Genomic DNA, 23,348 nt, shown 5'->3' on the forward strand with positions numbered 1-23,348 from the left:
CCCGCAGCGGGAGGCTGCCTATCAGGCTAGATGACATCCCAAAATCCCTTTAAAAATGGATTTTGGTAAATAATCTAATGCCTGTCCACACCCGCAAGGCCACGGCAGCGCTCCGCTGATATCATCGCTTGATGAAACGTTAAAAGTGGCGTTGATCTGTCTTTGTAGATCAGGCCTATCGTTCGCTTGATTAATAGTGCGTAGTGAAAATAGATTGTAGTATGTAGTACTTAGTATATAGAAAGGCTTTGGTAAATAAGTGATTGCAGGGACCATATATTAACAACAATGTCGCATCGAAAGCTTTGCTGTATGTAGAAGTTTGCCACAGCACGAACCATCCCTGCAGAGGTTTCAAGCGACGGGGTTTTGAATACTTTTGCCCTACAAAAGTATTTGCCTTGCCGCGGCATGCGGCGGAAGGGATATGGGTTGGGATACGAATTTTAAAGCTTAGACTACCTAAACCCTATTGGCTAAAATACTAAGCTCTTGCGCTACGCGCCCCGCAATATCCTTATAGGCCTGAGAAACGGCCTCGTCCGCATCCAATAAAATAGGGAAGCCATTATCACCGGCATCGGCAATGGATTTTACTAATGGAATTTCGCCGAGAAAAGGAACATTATTGCTTTCAGAAAGGCGTTTGCCACCATCTTTACCAAAAATGTAGTATTTGCTGTCAGGTAATTCTGCCGGGGTAAAATAAGCCATGTTTTCCACCACACCCAAAATAGGTACGTTAATACCTTCCATTTGGTACATGCCGATACCTTTGATCGCATCCGCCAGTGCTACATGCTGCGGTGTGGTCACAATCACGGCGCCTGAAATGGGGTAAGACTGTGCAACAGTAATGTGAATGTCGCCTGTGCCGGGCGGCATATCCACAACGAGGTAATCCAATTCACCCCAGTCGGTATCGCCAAAAAGCTGTTTGATGGCCGATGTAGCCATAGGGCCGCGCCAAGGAATGGGTTGATTGGGATCCGTAAAGAAGCCAATAGAAAGAAGTTTTAATCCGAACTTTTCAATCGGCACTATTTTGTTCTTTCCCTGTGGAGTCTGGACAGAGGCTGGGCGTGCACCTTCCACACCAAACATGATGGGGAGCGATGGGCCGTAGATATCCGCATCGAGTAAGCCTGTCTTCGCACCCGTTTCGGCCAAAGCCAAAGCCAGATTGCTGGCCACTGTCGATTTCCCTACGCCACCCTTACCTGAAGAAACTAAAATAATGTTTTTGATGCCATCAAGCTGTGCAGCTTCCGTACTGATGACCCGAGAGGTCATATTAATGTCGACTTCGATATCTTTGCTTACGAACAAACTGATTGCATTGCGGCAGGCGTGCTCAATATGTCCTTTTAAAGGACATGCTGGCGTAGTCAAAACTACATCAAACTTTAATTTACCCGGTAAAATTTCAATATTTTGAATCATGTTTAAGGTCACCAAATCTTTTTTAAGATCCGGCTCTTCAACATGGCCCAGCGCGTGCAGTACTTGTTCCTTTGTAATCATAATAACATTATCTCGCACAAAGATAGATATTGGAGGGTAAAATCATGTCATATGGATGTTTATAGTTTTCCGAGGGAGAGCTTTTGGGGCAATGGCTAATCCCTGATGCGCAATAACATATTTTAGCGTTTCATCTCAAAAAAAACATCTAATTTCAACCCCTACAATGACTATGCTCTTTATGTCATGTCGGTATGGAAGCTAGTCTCTAATTTACGTCCACATTTTTTTGCTTTACAGCAGCAATTTGTCTATGTTTAGATTGAAATAAACGGTATGAACATACTCCAAAAAATACGCACGCTCTCCAAAAAGCAGAAGAAAATAGCGTTGCTTAGTGGCGGGTCCTTATTGCTTCTTGTCGTGATAGGGCTGGCTGTTGCGCTTTCCGTTCGCGGAGATATGCTTGATCGTGCTGTAAAAAAAGTGCAGCGCACCTTGCTCACGCAGTATGAAATCGACTTTAAGGTAAGTGATTATCGCTTTACAGGCTTAACGACCGTGACGTTCAATGATATTGAGCTTCTGCCTAAAAATAGAGATACCCTTGCGCGAATAGAGTCAATGGCAGTCTCCGTGCGGTTATGGCCGCTCTTGTTTGGCGACGTTAAAATAGGAAATCTTTCGTTGCAAAACTCCGATGTCACGCTGGTAAAACACGACTCCATCAGCAATTACGATTTCTTGTTTAAGAAAAAGGAGAACGAGCCTCCCGTCGATAAAGAAGATCGGGAACAAAATTATGCGGCGCTCCTTGACGGACTGGTCAAGCAAGTATTCTTCAAGATTCCGCGCGATATGGATTTGGAGAACTTCGAACTCTCTTACCGCGATGATAGCCTACAGCAACGCGTACGGCTTCCCAAAGCAATTATCGATGGTGGAGATTTTGAAGCCAGCCTTTTTCTGAATGACCACGATGCGCAGTGGAATCTTGCGGGGCGGGTGAACCCCGATAGGCAACAGCTTCGCATCGAAGTGTCCTCGGAAAAGAAAGATACAGCGCTGCCGTTTTTGTTGGGTAAGTTTGGCTTGCGCGTGAGTTTTGATAAGATCATGTTTGAGCTCGATAGAGTGCGCCGGGAAAGCCAAGATTCACTTACTTTGGCCGGGAAGTGGGCGTTTGAAAATCTGAACGTGCAGCATCGGCGCCTATCGGAAGACCCTATTGTCTTGCCGGAAGCCGTAGGGGAAGGGCAGATCAATATCGGCAAAACGGCATTAGAGGTTGATCCCTCCAGCAGTATACGCGTCAAAGAATTTGCATTTAGCCCGCATATCAAGTTCCTGCCTAAGCCCGATAAGGTGATTAGTCTTTCCATACACACCGGACAGTTTGAAGCGCAGAAGTTGTTTGACGCCATCCCGCAAGGCCTTTTCCCCACACTCGATGGCATAGAGGTGTCCGGGAAAATAGCCTATGACCTAGACTTCTCCGTCAATTTTCATGATCCAGACCATATTACCTTTGTCTCCAAGATGGATGACCGACAGCTGAAGGTGCTTAAATGGGGCAAAGCCGATGTCAGTGGGATGAACGGTTCTTTTGTTTACAAAGCGTTTGAAGATACGCTGCTGATGCGCGAGATCGTTGTGGGGCCCGCGAATCCAAAGTTTACACCCCTGAATCAGGTGTCGTCTATTTTAAAAAAGACAGTTTTAAATACGGAAGACCCCTATTTTTATAAACATAACGGCTTTGAAGAAGAGGCGTTTAAATTGTCTATTGCAACGAACATTAAAGAAAAGGCCTTCAAACGTGGGGCAAGTACCATCTCCATGCAGCTTGTAAAAAACATTTTTTTGAACCGCAACAAAACCATGATGCGAAAATTTGAGGAAATACTGTTAGTATGGCTAATGGAATCTTCCAAGGAGGTAAGCAAGGATCGAATGTTTGAAGTATACCTGAACGTTATCGAATGGGGGAAAAATGTATACGGCATAAACGAAGCTTCTGCGTACTATTTTGGCAAGACCCCTGCGGAGTTGACTATCGGAGAGAGCTTATATCTTTCCAGCATCATCCCGCGGCCTAAGAAGGGTCTAGCATCTTTTGATTATACGGGGCATCTAAAACCTTGGGTGCAGCGGCATTTTAATACGTACGGGTATATCATGAATAAGTTGCAGCAGCTTAATGATGAGTCCGTTCCGGCGGCGTACGGTTTTTATGAAGTTACCTTGCAGCCCAACCTGCGCCCTCCACGGCCAAAGGGAATCATCGATACTACGTTTATGGAAGTAGACCCAGAGCAAGAGGCCATCATGAAAGAGATGGAAGCTGATGAGAGCACGCGCAAAAGCCTGCTAGAAAAGCTGTTTGGCAAGGATAAAAAAGAAGAGGAAAAGTAAGATGAAGCATATCCAAATAGATAATCTCGATTTCGAACTGTTTATCGACTACGAGCAAATTAAAAAGCGTATTCGCTTAATGGGTATTGATATCAGTGTGAAGTATGCCGATAAGAACCCCGTTTTTGTGGGAGTGTTGAATGGCTGTTTTATGTTTATGGCTGACCTGATGAAGCAGGTACATGTGCCCTGCGAGGTGTCTTTTGTCAAATTATCTTCGTACCAGGGAACACAACAAGACCATATAAAAGAGCTGTTGGGTGTAGGGATGGATTTATCAGGTCGGGAAATTATCATTGTAGAAGATATCATCGACTCTGGCAATTCGCTTCAGCATACCATCGCTGCGCTCGAAAAGTTAAACGTGGCCAGCATCGCCGTTTGTGCCCTATTGATGAAGCCCGATTGCTTGCAGCATGAATTTGATAACATCACCTATGTGGGTTTTGAGATCGACAGGGAATTTGTGGTGGGTTATGGATTAGATTACAACGGCCAATGCCGAAACCTGCCCGACATCTATAAAAATGTTGCACATAGTGAAACTGCCTAGCCAGCAGGAATCGAACTGCATCGCGAGAAGCGGGGACGACCGCCATGCGATCTTCCCTTTGTAAAAGTACAGATTGCTTCTCTTCGGCGGTGAATATGCTTTCTCTTGCCATGTGAACGTCACCACGAGAAGGAGGAACGACGACGATGCGATCTTCCCTTTGTAAGACTACAGATTGCTTCATGCCACGCAAAATGTGTCTTTGCTTGTTTTCTAAACGTTGAAGACAGCTCCTCACGGTTCCGTTGCTTCCTCATCCAGTGCCGCCGCATTTCGATAGAATAGTGTATAGGGGTCAGACGGATAAACCGTCGTATCAGGATTGTGCTTAAAGGGGATGTTCTTATCAAAGATCTCTTCCAAGGTACTGCGGAGAAACTGGATAAATGCGTGTTTTACCTCTTGGAGTGATTCGCCCGTTAATAGCTCCTTTCCGTCGTTGAATAATGTGCCCTCTTCGCGCATTTTACGAGCCACATATAGATGTGGTTCCAGCTGTCCGCGCTTAGTTACCTGCTCAAATACATAGGCATAAAACAGCGTCTGTAACAACGCTTTGTTTTCCGTATTTGCGCAGAATACCTTATCCAGGTTTCTGAAAGTAACGCTGTCACCGCCAGTTTTATAATCTACAATTCTTGTTTTGACAACATCATCCTGCGTCAGCACCTCGTCTACACGGTCAATAATGCCGAAAAGTCGCACATGCTCCTCTTTGCCATCTATAGTGATGGGAAAATCGAGCAGATAGTCTTCATCATTTTCCAATTCAATGATTCGGAATGCTTTGTAATTTTCCATATCGTAGTCTAGGTACATCTTGACATACGCGCAGGCTATTTTGTGCATAATGCGCTGCATGCTGTTCAATGCGTCCTGAGATGCATATTCCGTGTGGTATTGTTTGCCAATTTCCAGCAAAACCTGTCCACTGATGCCGTCTTTCTTATCGCGGAGTACGCTGCTGCTTGTCCAGTTTTCCAGTCCCTTGTAGGGTTTCAACAGTTCTTCCATCACGTTGTGTATAACCGTTCCCAATCTATTCATCTCAAATTCATACGATAGGGTTGGCGGTTCTTTGATTTCGGCCACATGCTTCAGAAAAAATTGGAGCGGCGATTGTAAATATGTTGTCAACGCGGTTGCAGATATCCTTCTACGCTGTTTGATATAGAACTGCCACATTTTATCCCATACGGCTCCATCTTTTTCGATAATTAATTCCGCATGTGGAGGTTGGAAACGAATAGGCTGCTGCTGCTTGTGTACAATAAATTGAAACTGGCTCTCAAACTGTAACTGTTTGATAAAGCGCGTTTCCTCGCCGGTACTGCTTTCGCTAACCAGGCTATTATAGAATACGTACAGTCCATCACTATATTGAAAATGCCGATAAAATAAGTAGGCAGAAAGTGCATCTTGGCTTTCCAGAACTGGCAAACCGTAGGCTAAGCGCAGGCTATTGGGGAGGAACGTCGGCGAGTTTGAAGTTTTTGGCAAGATACCCTCATTCGCTCCAACAATATATACGCTGTCAAAGTTGAGACATCGGCTTTCCAGCAAACCCATAATTTGTAGACCGTTTAGCGGATCGCCTTCAATGGCAGCGCTTACAGGTTGTATGGCTTTTCGGATAAGCCCGATTTGGAAGAGGATCGATGTGTCGCCCATATTTTCCATTCCCAGCTGGAGTTGGTTTAACACTTTCTTCGTTTCGACAAAGAGGTTGTTGTCAATTTGGTTGATGCGGTCTTGTTGATCGCTGGCCATAAGTAAGCGGTCTAGGATACCAACAAGAATCGCGATGAGGTTGCTTTTGCTGCTAATGGGCGTAAAAAAGTCGGGCAGTATACTGCTGCTCACCGAAATATCCTGTATATCCACTTCAAACAATTGTTTGTCCGCAATGCTGTTTAAAAGCTGCCCGCGCTCCTCAGCGGACAACTTGGTCAGTGGATGATTGACAAATGTTTCTATATGTTGAAAGGCGATCTTTCGCTTTTTAAAGTGCGTGATTTCTTGTTGCACCTGCATCCATAGATCGAGCAAACCAAAAAGCGGCGACTGCACCAGCGGATAGCCAGTCGTGATATTTGCTTTTACGTCGGGAAGACTTTGCAATAGCGGTACGAGTAAACTTTCATCGGCCAATAAAATAGCGGCGCTTGTTTGCCGGTCAGCTTGTTCCTGGATGATATCGTGGAGCAGCTTGGTTTGGCTATTTTTCCCCGAAGCGGCGAAAAGATGAACAGTGGAGGTTCTGTTACCCATGACATTTGGTGATTCGCCCAAGGCATTGATAAGGCCATGGACAAAAATATTACGACGGATGAAAAGACCCGCCTCCTGTTGATTATCGTCTAGATAATAGGCGTCTGCATCGAAATAGAACAAAGCTTCATTTTCCGCTTGCCACTTTTTAAAAAGATGTACTTCGGCTTTGCTAAGGGCATTGAAACCTACAAAAAGTACTTTTCTATAGCGCGTTATGAAATCAGGTTCTGCTATATTTCCATCCACAAGATTACGGTATAGGGTGGGATAATTGAGCTGCTTCTCCTTTTTAAGCTTTTCCTTAAATCGTCGGTAAAGTACAGGAAGGCGTTTCCACAGCTTCAGAAATCGTTGCTGTGTGCCGGTATGCCCAGCCGTACTAAAAGATTGCCAAAACTGCCGTATGAATTCTTGTTGCTCCACTGTGAAATGTTGAAAAGCAATCTCGATTTGCGTACTGTCATAAAGCTCCATATAAATATGATCAATATCAACCAATTCATAATCCAGTTGACCAAAGTCAGCTAAAATGATTTCAGCGATCGGGTAAAATTCTTCCAACGTTTCCGGCTCCGATCCTTCCTGTTGTAGCAGCTCATTATGCAATTCAAAGAGATAAAAAAACTGTTTCAGCTGTCCGGCTTCCATTTCGGTTGTCGCTTGCTTTAGGAATTCTTGAATTGTATAAAATTGCGGCGACCAAATCGCATGGCCGTACACTTCTGCGAGATGCTTTTTGAGATAGGCAATAGGTCGTTTGTTATTAAAAACAATCGCCACATCGGATAGATCTCGGCCAAATCGTTTTTGGATATCTTCGGCAACCAGACGTAAGAAAGGAGCAATCATGTCGTGTATATATATAAGTATAGGGCTTGTGAATGATGAATAATGTTTTTCCGTACCGGGTGGAGCTTGTTAAGTTACTTCGACGAGTTCATTAAACTTCGCATAATAGAGGTAACCTCGCACGTTTTGATAGCCCAGATTGATTAATGCTTTTTTGTAACTATCGACCTGCCATTGATGGTCTGCGTAGTCTCCCTTGGTAAATTTAAAATCAAGGACAATGGTTTCTGTAGCACTGGTGAAAACTTTATCCGGCCGGATAGTCTCTCCGCTTTCCAAGATAATGCTCGCCTCGTTCCACGTTTTGAATGCACCCGTCAGCCATTGGTTTATCTGCGGATGATGCCAAATCCGTTGAATCTCCTCCAAAAGAAACGGCCGATCATCTGGTGTTAATATTCCCTCTTCAATATAGCGATCAATCATCGGAACGACCTCTTCTTCTTTGGAAATTTCGGATAAAATTTCGTGCGCGAAAATGCCGTATTGCGTAGCTTTTTCCAGCATTAATATGTTGTTTACGGAGCGCTTAGCAGATTTTTCGAAAGCCTTTTGTAATTCGTGTGAGACCGGATAGGCGGATAAAGCAATACGTTCTTCTTTCGTTTTTGCTGAAACGCTTTCCCCCGGTTTTTCAGCCAATAGGGTTTCAGCTTCTGTAATGGGGGGATCGATAATGAGCTGTTTGTTTTCCAGGGGAAAGGGAGCGGTGCTTGTTGATAAGGCCTGAAACAACAAATCACTGATGTATTCGCTTTTCATATCCTCACCGATGATTTCGCCGGTTTTTTTGTCTACATTATCCTTAAATGCAGGGGCGAGGATGTATAGATGTTGGATGGCACGTGTCGTGGCTACATAAAACGTATTTAAAGCATCCATATAGTTAAACAGCATCTCCTCGTAATATTGTTTGTAAAAAATAGAGGTGCCTACGCTGCTGTTATACTTAATCGGAATTTTCCCCAAGGTTTGAAACGGCGTTTCTTGGGTATCAACCCAAAAATCGCCATTTAGTTTTCCGTCTACATCCCACGAACAAAAAGGAATCATAACAACATCATAGGCCAAGCCCTTGGATTTATGGATCGTGGTGACTTCAATGGCATCTACTTTCCCATTGAATGGAAGAGAAGCGGTATGGCCATCTTCTTCCCAATATTGCAAAAATTGGGTAATTCCACGTTCGCCGGCCGTAGAGAAATTGGATATCATATCCTTAAAGGCTAAGATGTAAGGCAGGTGTACATTGTCTTCTTTATGGAGCTCAAAAATTTCGATAAGCTGCTCCAGCAGATGGACCAGGGGCGACTGCTGTAAGCTAGCCCATTGGTCGATAAGTGCCGAAGGCAGGATGGCACGAATGGCCTGCAGATCATTGCTTTTAAAATCTAGCCAATAGCTGCTATCAAAATGCCCCTCATTTCTGATCAGTTGGAATAGGTAAGCCATTTTTGCCCGGTGGATCATATGTTTATCAGAACTATAAACAAGGGCTTTTAGCGTTTCCAAGAGCAAAAGGATAGCGTCGTTGGACGCAAGAGAGAGTGCATCGCCAGAGATGACTTCAAAATTGACGCCGCTCATGTTTTTATAGATCATCAATTGCTGGATAACGAGCTTTGCCTGAGCGTTGCTTCGCACCAGGATACCGATCTGTCGGGCCTTATAGCGGCCTGTTGACAGCCATGCACCTATTTTTTCGCAAAGTAAATCTAGCGCAGTATCTGTAACTTGATTCCGTCGCCAGCGCCCATCCGTCACAGGTAAGTATTGTATTTCTACAGCACCTTGCCTGCCTTTATTCTCAAGACGATGGCTCGGGATCTGCTGTTCACTATTGGCGTAAGCCTTGACCAACATCTCGCTGTTGCCTGAAGCTATCCACCATTGTTGCGCCTCCGCTTGCAAGTTGTCCATCACTTTGTCGTTTAGCACCTCTTGCAACATCTTGGGGATGCTGCTAAATAGATAATTGTTTAGGGTGATGATGTTCGGATAACTCCGAAAGTTCACATCTAACGAGCCATTTTCTATAAAGTTAGGGCGCTCCTCAGGAGAAAGATGAAAGGCTTGCCCCACCTGCTCTTCCACCTGTTGCAAGAGAATACGCCAGTCACCATTTCGCCAGCGGTAAATGCTTTGTTTGACATCGCCTACAATCAGGTGTTCACTTATTTTTTGTTGTGCCTGTCCCAGGGCGTTGATCAGGAGCGGGCTGTAGTTTTTCCACTGTATCCGCGACGTATCTTGAAACTCATCAAAAAGGAAATACGTATAACGATTTCCGATTTTTTCCCATATAAAAGTGGGATCTTGCTGTTCATCCAGCCCTAAGCGGTTTAGCAAGATTTGCGAATCAGAAATGAGTTGGGCGCCATTTTCCTTTCGCCACAAACTTAACAGGTCGCTCATTTCCTTCAATAACCGGAGGTAATACAGATTATTTTGAACAGCTTGGTAAGCGATAAAAGTAGGAAAGAAGGTATATAGCTCGCTAATCTGTTGCAATATGGGTGCGAGTGCTTGCCGGATATCTTCGCGAACGGATTTGTCGGTCAGCGTAAAAGCATCATCATCCTCGGGCAGTTGCAGGTACTTATCAAAGATCTTTTGCAGATCGCTAGATGATTTTTTGTGTATTTTTGGGTGTATCTTGCTTGCCGCAAACAGCTTGTTTCGCGATTTGCCTTTCAGCTCGTCTGCCGTTAGCTGGAAGCCGTGAAAAATTTGCGCAAAAGCCGCTATGCTGTGGCTTAATGTGTCTAAGAAAATGCTGGTTTTTCCTTGGATGTCTTTGTTAAGCAGATGAAAAAGCTCGTTGGGTTTGGCAACAGTCAGGTGCGCATTAAATTCTTGAAAATTTTCGGTGAATATCAAGCCAGCCAAGCTTAAGAGCTGTTGGCGATAATTCCAATTTTCATTGTTCGCGATTTTTTTATCCGCATAGTCCATGATCCAGGTCAGAAGATCTGGCCGCTCATCCAACAGTTGGTTGAGCATGATAGAAAGGTCTTGCTTCACCTTATTGGTGTTCATTTCAATTTTGTAGGCCGCATCGAGATTAAGCTCATAGGTAAAGGCACGGATAACCTTCTGGGAGAAACCATCAATAGTGCTGATGGTGAAATGTCCGTAGTTATGCAAAATTTTGCGGTAAATGCGATACGCCTTTTCTTGGATCTGCGCTGCTGTCCACGATGAAGACTGCGCGATCAGCAATTGCCGGAAATCGTCGATCTTAGGATTGGAATTCCCAAGGGCTAATCCGTGCAATACCGTCAGGATGCGCTCCTTCATTTCTGCTGTCGCTTTGTTGGTAAACGTTACCGCCAAAATTTCGCGATAGCTGTTTTCATTCGTCAGCAGCAGGGTGATGTAATGCAGCGTTAAGCTGAAAGTCTTACCGGATCCGGCAGAAGCCTTTAATATTTTTAGTGGAGCAACAGCATTCATGCTATGAAGGTAAGAAGTAAACAGGGGAATGGGAAACGGGTAGCCCTCAAAGTTATTCAACATTTGTCAACATTCGCCGCGATAGAATGACGCGCGAGGCCTTGGAAGGATAATCCTCCAAGGGGGAAAGTAGTTTTGGCGCATAGGTAATAAACTGAAATAGTTCTTTCCGTTTTAGAGGGAAAGAACTATTTTTAGCGTGACAAACTGCAATTATGAATTTTCCAAAAGCTTCTCCTTTTCTATTTATCGGTATTGTACTATCGTCCTTACTAAGTTTTGTGGTCAATGCGCAAAGCCTGTTGGATTATCGAAATACACTGGAAAATTTTTCCGGTTCAATTCAGGTTATTAAAAACCACCACCCTAACGATGTTCTTCGCAAAACGGAGTTAGCGATTCATGACATACCCCATATTTTGGACGTTAAAGATAGTTTACCAAAGATTGAATACTTAAGGCTGAAATTCAAAACACAGAAGGAACTCGATAGCCTCTGCAGTTTTTTACCTTTATTTCCGAATCTCAAAGCGATATCATTTGATGAATGGTTTTATCGAGACAACGCGCACAAACAAATGGCATTGGTCTTGCCTGAGGCGTGTTATACGCTTCACAAGCTGGTGGCGATAGAATTTAGAGGACAGTCAAAAATTAATGTAGAACAGGAACTCGCACGGATATCCAAATTGCCCAATTTCCGTTATCTTATATGCACCGCATTTAATCCGGATGATTTCCCGCGAAATATCGCAGCTTTGAAAAAGCTGCGGGGAATTTCCTTTACGTATGATGCAACATTAAAAGGCATCAAGTTACCTGCTAATTTGGAAGAGATCGATATAGTCGCACTGAGAGATAGCGCTAGTCTAGCGGACGCCTTCGGGATGGTTACTAACCCCAAAAAAGTAAAGCAGCTGGCCATTTCATACTTTCGACTCGGAAAGGACTTCAAAAGCTCCGTCAAATTCCCTGCACTCGATAGTATTTATCTGTATGCCAACGAGTTTCAAGATCTCGGTGCTTTCCTTTCCAACTTTAATGCGAGCAGGCATCTGCGCAGCCTTGTCGTGGAGCGTGGAAAAATAGCCATGATCTCCAGCGCGATCTATGACTTCCGCAACCTTCGAAAATTAAAGATCTATAACACACGTGGTGGCTTGACAATCCCTGATGGGATTGCTAAATTAAGACACCTTGCGCGTTTGGATTTATCCGCTAATGGAAGGGCGGACATCCCAAAGGATCTGTACAAGCTTAAAAGCCTGCAGCAACTTGACTTATCGTACATTGGGCTAGCGAGCTTAACAGAAGATATCGGTTTACTGGCCAATCTTCGTTATTTAAAATTGCAAGGCAATCGTTTAGTGAAGCTTCCAAATAGTATAAATAAGCTTCATGGGTTAACAACATTGGACGTGCAGGGCAATTTGCTGACACAGATTCCTTCCCTAAGCAATTTGACGAGCCTTGATTCGCTTAATCTTTCAGGCTGCAGACTCACAACATTGCCTACAGATATCGGCGCGTTGCAAAGCTTGCGGTACCTTTCTGTCGGAGATAATTTTATAGAAAGGCTTCCGTCCAGCATGACGCAATTGATGCTGTTGAGCGAACTGCTGTTAGCGGGAAACCTGTTATCGGAACTGATGGACGATATTGGCTCGCTGGAGCAGTTGGAACAGCTTAATCTCAGCCTCAACCATTTAAAAACCTTACCCATCTCTATGGGTCGTCTTAAAAGATTAAAGACGTTGAATCTAAGCCAAAATGTATTGACAACTATACCAGAAGAAATTGGAACGCTTTCAAATCTGGAGTATTTCTATGCACAAAATAACGTTCCAACGCGTGATCCGCTGCTCGATTCGTTTGGAGAGGATGATCGAAAAAGAGAAAGACAGATGGCCGTTAGCCGACTGCATACTTTTCCGAAAGACCTAAGCGCATGGCGCAACATTAAAGAAATCGACCTTTCCTATAACGACTTTTCATCGTTCGATATTCTGCAATCTGTTTTCACGATTCCTACAAAAGATTTTGAGCTTAATTTAAGTGATTCTCGCCTAAAAACGTTGCCGGTCAGTGGATGGCGTAATTTTCGCGGTAGAAAACTTGACCTCCTTAATAATGACATTGGTGAGCTGCCAGAGAAAATCGCTGAAGCACCACAGTTATCTGTGTTAGATTTGCGAAGGAACCGCTTACCTGAACGACCGAAAAATCAGAATACCTATGCTGGAAAAAGAAACGATGTATTGCTGTACTTTGAACAGGCAGGGCTGATTGATGAAGACGATCTGCCGAAAAATAAAGACATGGCCCTGGCGTTGATGGAAAAAAGTTCCCGCTATTATTATGAAAAAGATTATAAATCCAGCCTCGAAATGCATTCGAGAGCTCTCGCTACCGATTCCACTTTGGTGTTTGCGCGTTGCAATGCTCAATATATAGGGGAGGCGAACTACTATATACATAATTACACAGCAGCCATTGATTACTTAACACGGGCTATTCAGCGAGATACGGTAGGGCCGGTTCGAATTATGAACTTCGTCGTTCCTGAATTTAAGTATCGGGCAAAAAGCTACTTGGCACGGAAAGATACCAGCAAGGCGCTAGCGGATTATTTAGCGCTAGCCAATCGTTTTGACGAAACTTTTTGGACACAGGTTGCAATGCTTTACGGACAAACTTCACAGGTAGATGATGCACAAGAGGCATTACAAAAAGCGGTTGATTATTATGAACGTCAAGTCAATGGTCAGGATGTGCGAAAGGATCAAAAAGAATTGTCAATGCTTTGTATCCTTGAGCTTTATATCGTCTGCAATCAATTCGAGAGGGCGGCAGCTTATGCCCAAGCGATTGAAAGTAGCTTAACGGAGGATAATCTCCAGCCGATCTTTCATTATCTTTGCGCTATTAATGACATCGTTTCGGGGAAACCTGGCCACTTTTCTCCCGATGTGTTTAAGCGGCAAATCAGTAATCTTTGGGGCTACGATCTCGTATTGGAGTGGCTATCTACTGCTCCGCTGGACAAAAAGCAAGCCTCTGTCATTGGCGATATGACATCAGGTATGGTCGCCAATCGAATGAAATAACGCGATAGTAGAGAACAGGCGCTTTATCCGAATCTTGATGATTATCCAATTGGAGGGCATGGGCCGCGTTGTCTGCTCCGATTTGTTCCATTGGACCCATCGCTCAAGGTTTTAGTCTCTTCTGTATCGTAGCTTCGCTGTTTTTACTTTTTAATTTTTCCTTTTTAATTATTATCTTTGCATCCCCTCTTGCACGAAGCACGGGGGATATGTTGAATACATAACAAAAAGAAAACATGGCAACTAAAATCAGATTGCAAAGACACGGTAAAAAAGGGAAACCTTTTTACCACGTAGTAGTAGCAGATTCACGTGCTCCACGTGATGGTAAATTTATCGAGCGTATCGGTTCTTACAACCCTAACACAAACCCTGCAACAATCATCTTAGATTTTGACAAGGCTTTGGATTGGATGAACAAAGGTGCACAACCTACGGACACTGCTCGTGCCATCCTTTCTTACAAAGGTGTACTTTACAAAAAACACTTACAAGGTGGTGTGAAAAAAGGTGCATTCGATGATGCTAAAGCTGAAGAACTATTCACGAAGTGGGTAGAAGGCAAAGATGCACAAATCGAAGGTAAGAAATCAGGCTTAGCGCAAACGAAAGATGAAGCTAAGAAAGCTGCTCTTACTGCTGAAGCTAAGAAAAATGCAGACAAAGCTGCTGCGGTAGCTGCTAAAAATGCACCTGTTGCTGAAGAGGCTCCAGCTGCTGAAGAAGCAGAAACTGAAGCACCTGCATCAGAAGAAACTGAAGGATAATCACTATTCATACAGATTCAAGAAAGCCGAACCCTCTGGATTCGGCTTTTTTACTGCTTACTTTTGAACTTAATTTTTACTTCTACCATGGAATTAAACGACGCTTTTTATATTGGATACATCACCAAAACACGCGGACTTAAAGGAGAGTTACAGCTTTTTTTTGAATTCGAAGACTACATGGATCTTGAATTCGACGTGTTATTTCTTGAAATGAATAAAAAGCTTGTCCCTTATTTTGTAGATACCATTAAATTGCAGAAAAATAGTACCGCCTATCTTAACCTGGAGGATGTCGATCATATTGATAAAGCGCAATTATTGATTCGGAAAAAAGTGTATCTACCGAACGACAAAATGCCTGAGCGCGATCCCGACGATTTCCGATACTCCGATTTGATAGGTTATCTGGTTGTCGATGAGGAGGAAGGCGAAATAGGGGAGATTACGCATGTACAAGAACTTCCGCAGCAGTTTATTGCGACAGTAAATTTTAATGGGCACGAGCTGTTGTTTCCACTTAACGAAGACCTGATCTTGGCCATTGACGCCGAAGAACATGTTCTGGAGGTTGATCTGCCCGAAGGTTTAGTAGACCTTTACAGGGGAACAGAAGAGTCTTAGTGTATCTTATTGGAAATGCAAAAACAAATCAAGGGCGGTATGAACGCCCTTTTCTTTTGTAGTTCTGCCTTATGACTTAACTTCTCGCTTTTGAATTATAACTTTTGACTTCTTACTTTTGACTTTTCAATTTTAACTTCTCACTTTTGAATTTTAAATTTTTACTTTTTACTTTTTAATCCCGATATTAGCCCTCGCTTATAGAGAAAGGCAGAGGGAATAGACCCGCTGAAGCCTTAGCAACCTGATACCGTATCAAGGTGCTGCATTCTACTCGCCCATGTCGAGAAAGATAAGCTGAAAACACCATACCCGTGCGTTTTCTGTAAGCCTAAAAAGACAAACATGAAAATTGTAGATCATATAAAAAACGCAAAGGGAAATCCGTTGTTTTCGTTTGAATTGTTGCCACCAGCTAAAGGGCAGGGTATTAAAAGTATCTTCAGCACGATGGACGAGCTCATGGAGTTTAAGCCGCCATTTATTGATGTTACGTATCACCGGGAGGATTACCTTTACAAACAGCACGATAATGGGCTCTTGGAGCGTGTAGCTTATCGGAAGCGCCCCGGAACCGTAGCGATTTGCGCCGCTATCATGAGTAAATATAAGGTAGATGCTGTGCCGCATTTGATCTGCGGTGGATTCACCAAAGAGGAGACAGAAAATGCACTGATTGATCTTAACTTCTTAGGCATCGATAATGTATTGGTTTTACGTGGTGATGCTCGAAAAGGAGATCCCGATTTTATCCCAACACCAGGAGGTCATGCCTTTGCGACAGATTTATTGCAACAGGTCGTCGATATGAACCAAGGGCAGTATTTGCATGAAGATATAGAAAGCTCAGCGAAGACTAACTTTTGCATTGGTGTCGCCGGCTATCCGGAGAAACATTTTGAAGCGCCAAATTTCAATACCGACTTTAAATGGCTGAAGAAGAAGGTAGAGATGGGCGCTGAATTTATCGTGACGCAGATGTTTTTTAACGTTGAGAAATACAAGGAGTTTGTAACCAAATGTCGGGAGAACGATATTCATGTTCCTATTATACCCGGGCTGAAGCCTTTAACCACCAAAAAGCAACTGATCACCCTGCCAAAAATATTTCATCTGGATATTCCAGAGGAGCTAAGCGATGCCGTAGATAGTTGCAAAACAAATGCTGATGTTAGACAAGTGGGCGAGGAGTGGTTGGTTAACCAATGTAAAGAGCTGATCAAGTTTGGAGCTCCGGTATTGCATTTTTACACCATGAGTAACCCCGGGCCCACAAAGAAAATCGTGGAGCGGCTAGCATAAGCAAGACAAGCCATTCTAGGTTCTGAGCCATACGTGGGATTGTTAAATAATGTTAACGATCCCGCGCTTTTTTTTATAGTTCGTAATTTAATGTTCAATATAGCCTTAACGCATTAATTATGAGCTGTCCATGTTTGCAAACCCGAACATTGGTGAATAAACGGAGGATCGCCAGCTGGCGGATGACAATCGAAAAATAAATTCTATACATATGAAATATGAAAAGGTCAACACGCTAGTTGGGTGGATGGTTGCCGCATTCGCTACAGCAGTTTACATCGCTACGGCCGATCGGTTTAACAGTTGGTGGGATACTGGCGAATTTATCGCATCAGCCTATAAGCTACAGATTGTGCATCAACCTGGTGCTCCACTTTTCCTCATGATTCAGAATATATTTTCCAACCTCGCCTTTGGCGATGTCACACGTATAGCCTTTTTTATGAATGTCGGTTCTGCCGTGTGCAGCGGATTAACCGTCTTGTTCTTGTTCTGGACGATAACCGCGCTGGCGCGGAAGACGCTTGTCAAAAAGGATGGCAACGTGGTGTATGGACAAACGTTGCAAATTATGATTGGCGGGATAGTCGGTGCTGGCGCCTATGCGTTTACCGATTCCTTTTGGTATTCTGCGGTAGAATCGGAAGTGTATGCCATGTCTTCCCTCTGCACGGCGTTAGTATTTTGGCTAGTGTTGAAATGGGACAGACGCGCTGATGAAAAAGGCGCCGATCGCTGGTTATTAGTCATCATGTATATTATGGGACTCTCCATCGGTGTGCATCTGCTGAACCTGTTAACCATTCCGGCTATCGCACTGGTTGTGTATTTCCGAAAGAGCGAAAAAGTTACGATGAAAGGCATGGTTGTCGCGCTTTTTCTTGGTATGGGCATATTGGCCTTTATTCTATGGGGTGTTATCCAATATTTGATACGATTCGCCGCACAGTTCGACCTTTTCTTTGTCAATAAACTAGGTCTTGGATTTGGCACAGGCGTCCTATTCTTTGCACTTTTATTGGTATCCGCACTCATTTACGGCATGCATTACAGCGTAAAAAGGCAGCGCCCACTATTGAACGTGGTGCTATTGGGGGTTTGTCTTTTGCTATTTGGCTATTCCTCCTTCGCTATGATCGTCATACGTGCCCATGCAGACCCCTCGCTAAATAATAATGCGCCTGACAATGTGTACTCGTTCCTAGGCTATCTAAGCCGTGAGCAGTACGGCACAGAGCCGCTGATAAAGGGACCATCATTCGATGCTAAAATTGTTGATGTACAATATAACAGCACCTATAAAAAGGGGAATTCCACCTACGAGAAGATGAGCGCTGCGCCCGACTACACCTATGACAAAGAAATGCTCCTGCCACGTTTATACAGCGAGAAGCATCAAGATTACTATCGTGCGTACCTCGGTCTTCAAGCCAATGAGTCGCCAAGTTTCGTCGATAACTTACGCTTTCTATTCGCTTACCAACTAAGCGATATGTATGGGCGGTATTTTATGTGGAACTTCGTCGGGCGGGAAAATGACAAGCCACAATATGGAAATGGATCAAATGGAAATTGGCTCTCCGGAATCAATAGCATAGACCGTGGCCGGCTAGCTGGCGAAGCTAGCCTCTCTGCCGATATGCGTGTAAACCCCGCACGGAACAGTTACTACTATCTTCCGTTACTAATCGGTATTTTGGGGATGCTTTGGCACATGCGGCGAGACCGAAGGCAAGCGGCTATTGTTGGATTTCTGTTTTTCTTTACCGGCATTGCGATTGTGCTCTACCTTAACCAAACGCCCATGCAGCCGCGGGAGCGCGACTACGCCTATGCTGGATCCTTCTATGCCTTTTCCATTTGGATAGGGTTTGGGACATTGGGCGCGGCGGATGTGCTGCGCAGAAAACTAACGTTACCCACCTCCTCGCTCGCAGCAGGAATAGTATGTGCTGCTGCGGCGCCTGTTCTGTTGTTTTGCGAAAACTTCGACGACCATGATCGCTCTGAACGCGACTTTGCTAGACAGGTCGCCCATAACTACTTGAAATCGTGCGAGCCAAATGCCATTTTGTTTTCCTATGCAGATAATGATACCTTCCCCTTGTGGTATGCACAGGAAGTGGAAGGCATTCGTCAAGATGTTCGCATCGTTAACGTGAGCTATTTAGCCTCGCATTGGTATGTCAACCAACTGAAGAACAAAGTTAACGATGCCGCTCCCGTCGATACATCCATTGCGTCGGAAAAACTTGCGCAAGGTGTGCGCGACTACCTGCCTTTTGTCGATCAAGGAATTACGGAAGCTGTGGATTTGGATATGCTCTTGACCTTCCTGTTATCTGACAACCCTACGAATAAGTTGCCCATGCAAGATGGGAGCTTAATGAATTTCTTGCCTGCCAAGAACATCAAGATGGCCGTTGACCGGCAGTCGGTATTGGCCAATAAGGTCGTACCCAAGGGCTGGGAAGGCAGGGTGCTCGACGAGATGGACTGGACCTACAATGGGAACTATATAACGAGGGCAGAGATTGCACTGCTCGGTATTGTTAAAGCCAATAATTGGAAGCGACCCATTTATTTTACAAACTATACCCCCGAAGATAAAATGGCAGGTTTGGGTAAGTATTTGGTTGATGAAGGATTAGTAAAGAAACTCATGCCCGTTTCCAGAAGTACACAGGAAGCTAAAGATGGGCTGGTGAATGTGGAGAAACTTTACAAAAACGCCAGGTATAACTTTGACTGGGGCAACTACGGCCATCAACGCTTTGTCGATGTGGATTCGCGGAACTATATGTCCAATTTTGTCGTACCGCAGATCTACGAACGCGCCACGCAGCTGCTGAAGGCAGAAGGAGAGTGGGCGAAGGCAAAAGAAGTGGCGATCGTGGCCGCTTCCATTCTACCGCAACGTGTCTATGACGTAGAAGAAACCTATCATTATGGCGATATTGTGGATACGCTATACAAAGTCAAAGAAAACAAGTTAGCGAATCGTATCGTAAATCGGCATTTAAATTTTTTGCAAGACAACCTGCCTTATCAAGTGACGCTCGCAAGAGACCAACAAGCAGCTGTTGATATTCGCGGAATACAATACAGCCTTGCTGCCTTGGAGCGCTACCGTGCTATCCTTGAACCCTTGGGCGATAAGGCGCTTTTGGCACGAGCCACTCAGCTTGAAGTGCAATACCGGAAAAGCTTTTTCGAAGATTAAGTAGCGTGCATCGTCAGATAAAAATATGCCCTTCCAGTTTTGTTTAGCACAAACTGGAAGGGCATTTGTCGTAGATAGCTACCGCTGTACGCTATTTTAGCCTTTTTTAACCTCTTTTGCCCAAGAGTCTTTCAAGGTGACCGTCCGGTTGAACACCAGCTTCTCTGCCGTGGATTTGCTATCCAGCGTGAAGTAGCCCAAACGTATAAATTGATAGCCCCGTTGTGGTGTAGCGTGAATCAGATCAGCTTCAATATATGCCTTTTCAATAATGGACAAACTATTGGGGTTGATCGATTGCTTGAAATCTTCTGCGGCAGCAGGGTTTTCATCGTTGAACAAACGGTCGTAAAGACGCACTTGCGCTTCTTTGGCGTGGGGTACGGATACCCAATGGATCGTGCCCTTTACCTTTAAACCCGATGTATCTTCGCCTGATTTGGAATTGGGCACGTATGTACAATGGATTTCTGTAACTTTTCCGCTTTCGTCTTTCACGAAATCATGGCATTCAACGATGTATGCGTGTTTAAGACGCACGGATAAGCCCGGCCCTAATCGGAAAAATTTCTTAGGGGGTTCTTCCATAAAATCATCGCGCTCGATCCACAACTCTTTGCTGAATGGAATGATACGACTTCCTTCACCGCCCTCTACTTCCGGATTATTCTCGCCGACTAATTCCTCGACTTGCCCATCGGGATAGTTCGTGATGACCATCTTAATTGGGTCTAGCACCGCCATGCGGCGCCAAGCAGATTGATTCAAGTCTTCGCGGATGCAAAACTCCAAAAGACTGACATCGATCATGTTTTCGCGCTTTTGTACACCAATACGCTCGCAAAAATTGCGGATCGAAGCCGGCGTGTAGCCCCTTCTGCGCAAACCCGAGATGGTAGGCATACGCGGATCATCCCAACTTTCTACAAACTTTTCGTTCACCAACTGTAATAATTTACGTTTGCTCATTACAGTATAGGTCATGTTCAAGCGTGCAAATTCGTATTGTTTCGAAGGAAATATTTCGAGCTTATCAATACACCAGTCGTATAACGGACGGTGGGGAATAAATTCAAGCGTACAGATAGAATGTGTAATTTGCTCAATGGCATCAGACTGTCCATGCGCGAAATCATACATCGGATAAATACACCATTTATCTCCCGTACGGTGATGATGCGCATGTTTTATACGGTATAGTAACGGATCGCGAAGGTGCATATTCGGATTGGCCAAATCAATTTTAGCACGAAGAACTTTCTCCCCATCTTGGTATTTGCCATCACGCATTTCTTGAAAGAGGCGCAAATTCTCGGCTATAGAACGATCGCGAAACGGAGTGGGTATGCCGGGTTCTGTCGGTGTACCTTTTGCAGCAGCAATTTCTTCTGCCGTGCTATCGTCTACATAGGCCAGCCCCTTTTCAATCAACGCTACCGCGTAGCTGTATAATGTTTCGAAATAGTCGGAAGTATAAAGTTCTTGTGCCCATTGGAAACCCAACCACTGTATATCCTGCTTGATGCTATCCACATATTCCGTGTCTTCAGTCACCGGATTGGTGTCATCGAAACGAAGATTGGTTTGGCCATTGTATTTTTGACCCAGCCCAAAATTTAGGCAGATGGATTTCGCATGGCCAATATGGAGGTATCCATTTGGCTCAGGAGGGAAGCGCGTCAGAACCCGTCCGTCGTGCTTGCCTGATCGGAGATCCTCTTCGATAATCTCCTCGATAAAATTCAGTGGTTTTTCTTCATTTAACATAGCACAAAGTTAAAGATTTATGCCCGATTTGGCATGCTCTCTTAAAATTAATATAGCGCCTGAAAACGGGCGGCAATCCGAAGAGCTGATCAGCGTTTCCGCTGATTCATATTGCGCCAGAGCCACCCGTTTAGGCATGCATTGCAGCGTAATGCAAGGTTTTAATCTATCTTTTCGGCAATACAAACTAGTTTTATGTACATTTAAATTCCTAAAACAGGCAATACATATGAAGTTTATGCTTACCGCTCTTATCGGCTTATTATTTATACCATTTCCATTCTGCTATGCTCAAAAAAGCAAAAAGCCTCAATTGCTGGTATATGGTACAGGGATTTCAGCCTACACCGCCGCTTTGCAGTCCGCCAAATCTGGCGTTCCGACGTTATGGGTGGCCGATACCGATACGCTATTGCCTGCTTTTTCCAAACGTAGCGTAGCGCTGGAAAAGAAGCCTGACCTTGATGGGGGACTGTGGCTTGATGTATTGATGCATATGGCTCAATCCACCACCGCGAATGATTCGCTAGCTCAACAGGTGAAGAACGATATGAATCCGCGTTTATTTATGAATGCTATAGCGAGCAGTCTAGCAGAAACCGCCAATTTAACCGTGATCCGTAAGCAAAACGTGGAAGACATTAAAGCGCATAGTAAGGGATGGCATATTACGTTGGCAAGTAAACAAAAGTACAATTTGCCTCTCGTCGTCGATGCGTCCAATGGCGAAGAGTTGATCAAGCTGCTGCCACAGCACGTTCGCTCGAAAGAAAATCCATTATCGCCAGTTTCGATTATGAAAACAGCAAATATGCGTACTGCTGTCGCTACTGGCTTCATTGCCGATACCTTGTACGCATGGACATTGGCGGATGTGTTGTCTTCAGAAAGAAATGGCCTTTTCCAGATGAATGACTGGCAACATGCTTATGGGGATGACGTGCGCTTTACCGCCGCAAAGGCCGCAATAGGACAAGCCGTCGGCGCTACGGCCGCTTACCTCGCTTTCTTTAAAACTACCCCCGATAAAATTGATGTACGCAAGTTGCAGTCTGAAATGATGAACTATGGAATGCGTATCATGCCATATGCGGATATCGCCGTAAGCGATCCTCATTTTTATGCTATCCAGCGTTTTGGTCTGTCGGGCATCATAGCAGGCGATAAGGAAAATGGTACCTACCTATTTAATGGCGACGCGCATGTGCGGTATGCAGAGATTCAGCCGATATTACACCGTCTGTTTTCTCGCAGTCAACTTTGGTTTGCTGATCATCAAGGCGAATTTTTTACTTGGGGAGATTTTCTGTCGCTCGTTAAGTTTGTAGGATTGCGCGGTAATGAAGTGGATAAAGCAATCGAGCGGGAATGGCATACTAAATTGAAGTTTGCTGGTGAGTTCGATACAACGAAACGGGTGACGCGTTATCAATTTGCGGTTATCCTGGACCGATATGCAAGTCCGTACGTCAAAGCTGTAAATCAAGAAGGGACGTTCGTTAATTAGAGAAAAGAGAGCGACGATTTCCATGTTTCCCACCATCTTT

12 protein-coding genes and 1 riboswitch are annotated in these 23,348 nt (G+C 44.4%); of the genes, 8 read left to right on the forward strand and 4 right to left on the reverse strand.

From position 1 onward, the window contains the following. Positions 1–462 precede the first annotated feature (462 nt). Positions 463–1,524 carry an Mrp/NBP35 family ATP-binding protein gene (locus tag B0I21_RS09680; RefSeq protein WP_133640268.1) on the reverse strand — a complete coding sequence of 354 codons (1,062 nt, stop codon included), beginning with the start codon at positions 1,522–1,524 and terminating at the stop codon, positions 463–465. 276 nt (positions 1,525–1,800) lie between these two features. Between B0I21_RS09680 and B0I21_RS09685 the strand changes: the two genes are divergently transcribed. Both B0I21_RS09685 and hpt read left to right on the forward strand, forming a co-directional pair. Beyond that, positions 1,801–3,879: a transglycosylase domain-containing protein gene (locus B0I21_RS09685; RefSeq protein WP_243836008.1), complete on the forward strand. Its 2,079-nt coding sequence runs from the start codon at positions 1,801–1,803 to the stop codon at positions 3,877–3,879. 1 nt (position 3,880) lies between these two features. Continuing rightward, positions 3,881–4,432 (forward strand): hypoxanthine phosphoribosyltransferase, encoded by a 552-nt coding sequence (gene hpt, locus B0I21_RS09690; protein WP_133640269.1) that lies wholly within the window; start codon positions 3,881–3,883, stop codon positions 4,430–4,432. 234 nt (positions 4,433–4,666) lie between these two features. On the opposite strand, the gene B0I21_RS09695 is transcribed toward hpt, so the two are convergent. Together B0I21_RS09695 and B0I21_RS09700 are read right to left on the reverse strand one after the other, a co-directional pair. Then, the gene (locus B0I21_RS09695) at positions 4,667–7,555 is read right to left on the reverse strand and encodes a PD-(D/E)XK nuclease family protein (protein WP_133640270.1); all 2,889 of its coding nucleotides are present in this window, start codon (positions 7,553–7,555) and stop codon (positions 4,667–4,669) included. Between the two features lie 69 nt (positions 7,556–7,624). After that, the gene (locus tag B0I21_RS09700; protein WP_133640271.1) at positions 7,625–11,074 is read right to left on the reverse strand and encodes a UvrD-helicase domain-containing protein; all 3,450 of its coding nucleotides are present in this window, start codon (positions 11,072–11,074) and stop codon (positions 7,625–7,627) included. A 152-nt stretch (positions 11,075–11,226) separates the two neighbouring features. Between B0I21_RS09700 and B0I21_RS09705 the strand changes: the two genes are divergently transcribed. The 5 genes from B0I21_RS09705 (at position 11,227) to B0I21_RS09725 (ending at position 20,034) form a co-directional block, all read left to right on the forward strand. After that, complete coding sequence (locus B0I21_RS09705) at positions 11,227–14,118, forward strand: hypothetical protein (RefSeq protein ID WP_133640272.1); 2,892 nt, start codon at positions 11,227–11,229, stop codon at positions 14,116–14,118. A gap of 236 nt (positions 14,119–14,354) precedes the next feature. Further along, positions 14,355–14,885 carry a 30S ribosomal protein S16 gene (locus B0I21_RS09710; RefSeq protein WP_133640273.1) on the forward strand — a complete coding sequence of 177 codons (531 nt, stop codon included), beginning with the start codon at positions 14,355–14,357 and terminating at the stop codon, positions 14,883–14,885. Positions 14,886–14,972: 87 nt separating this feature from the next. Continuing rightward, complete coding sequence (gene rimM, locus B0I21_RS09715) at positions 14,973–15,509, forward strand: ribosome maturation factor RimM (RefSeq protein ID WP_133640274.1); 537 nt, start codon at positions 14,973–14,975, stop codon at positions 15,507–15,509. Between the two features lie 195 nt (positions 15,510–15,704). Then, positions 15,705–15,808: riboswitch (SAM riboswitch) on the forward strand. A gap of 46 nt (positions 15,809–15,854) precedes the next feature. Next, a complete protein-coding gene (locus B0I21_RS09720; RefSeq protein ID WP_133640275.1) occupies positions 15,855–16,811 on the forward strand; it encodes a methylenetetrahydrofolate reductase in 957 nt (318 codons plus the stop codon). A gap of 211 nt (positions 16,812–17,022) precedes the next feature. Then, positions 17,023–20,034, forward strand: coding sequence for a glycosyltransferase family 117 protein (locus B0I21_RS09725; protein WP_133640276.1), 3,012 nt, complete (start codon positions 17,023–17,025; stop codon positions 20,032–20,034). Positions 20,035–20,130: 96 nt separating this feature from the next. On the opposite strand, the gene B0I21_RS09730 is transcribed toward B0I21_RS09725, so the two are convergent. Further along, positions 20,131–21,801: a glutamine--tRNA ligase/YqeY domain fusion protein gene (locus B0I21_RS09730; protein ID WP_133640277.1), complete on the reverse strand. Its 1,671-nt coding sequence runs from the start codon at positions 21,799–21,801 to the stop codon at positions 20,131–20,133. 229 nt (positions 21,802–22,030) lie between these two features. On the opposite strand from B0I21_RS09730, the gene B0I21_RS09735 reads away from it, so the two are divergent. Then, a complete protein-coding gene (locus tag B0I21_RS09735; protein WP_166637830.1) occupies positions 22,031–23,308 on the forward strand; it encodes an FAD-dependent oxidoreductase in 1,278 nt (425 codons plus the stop codon). Positions 23,309–23,348 lie beyond the last annotated feature (40 nt).

It is taken from the genome of Sphingobacterium paludis, assembly GCF_004364125.1.
Classification (GTDB): domain Bacteria; phylum Bacteroidota; class Bacteroidia; order Sphingobacteriales; family Sphingobacteriaceae; genus Sphingobacterium; species Sphingobacterium paludis.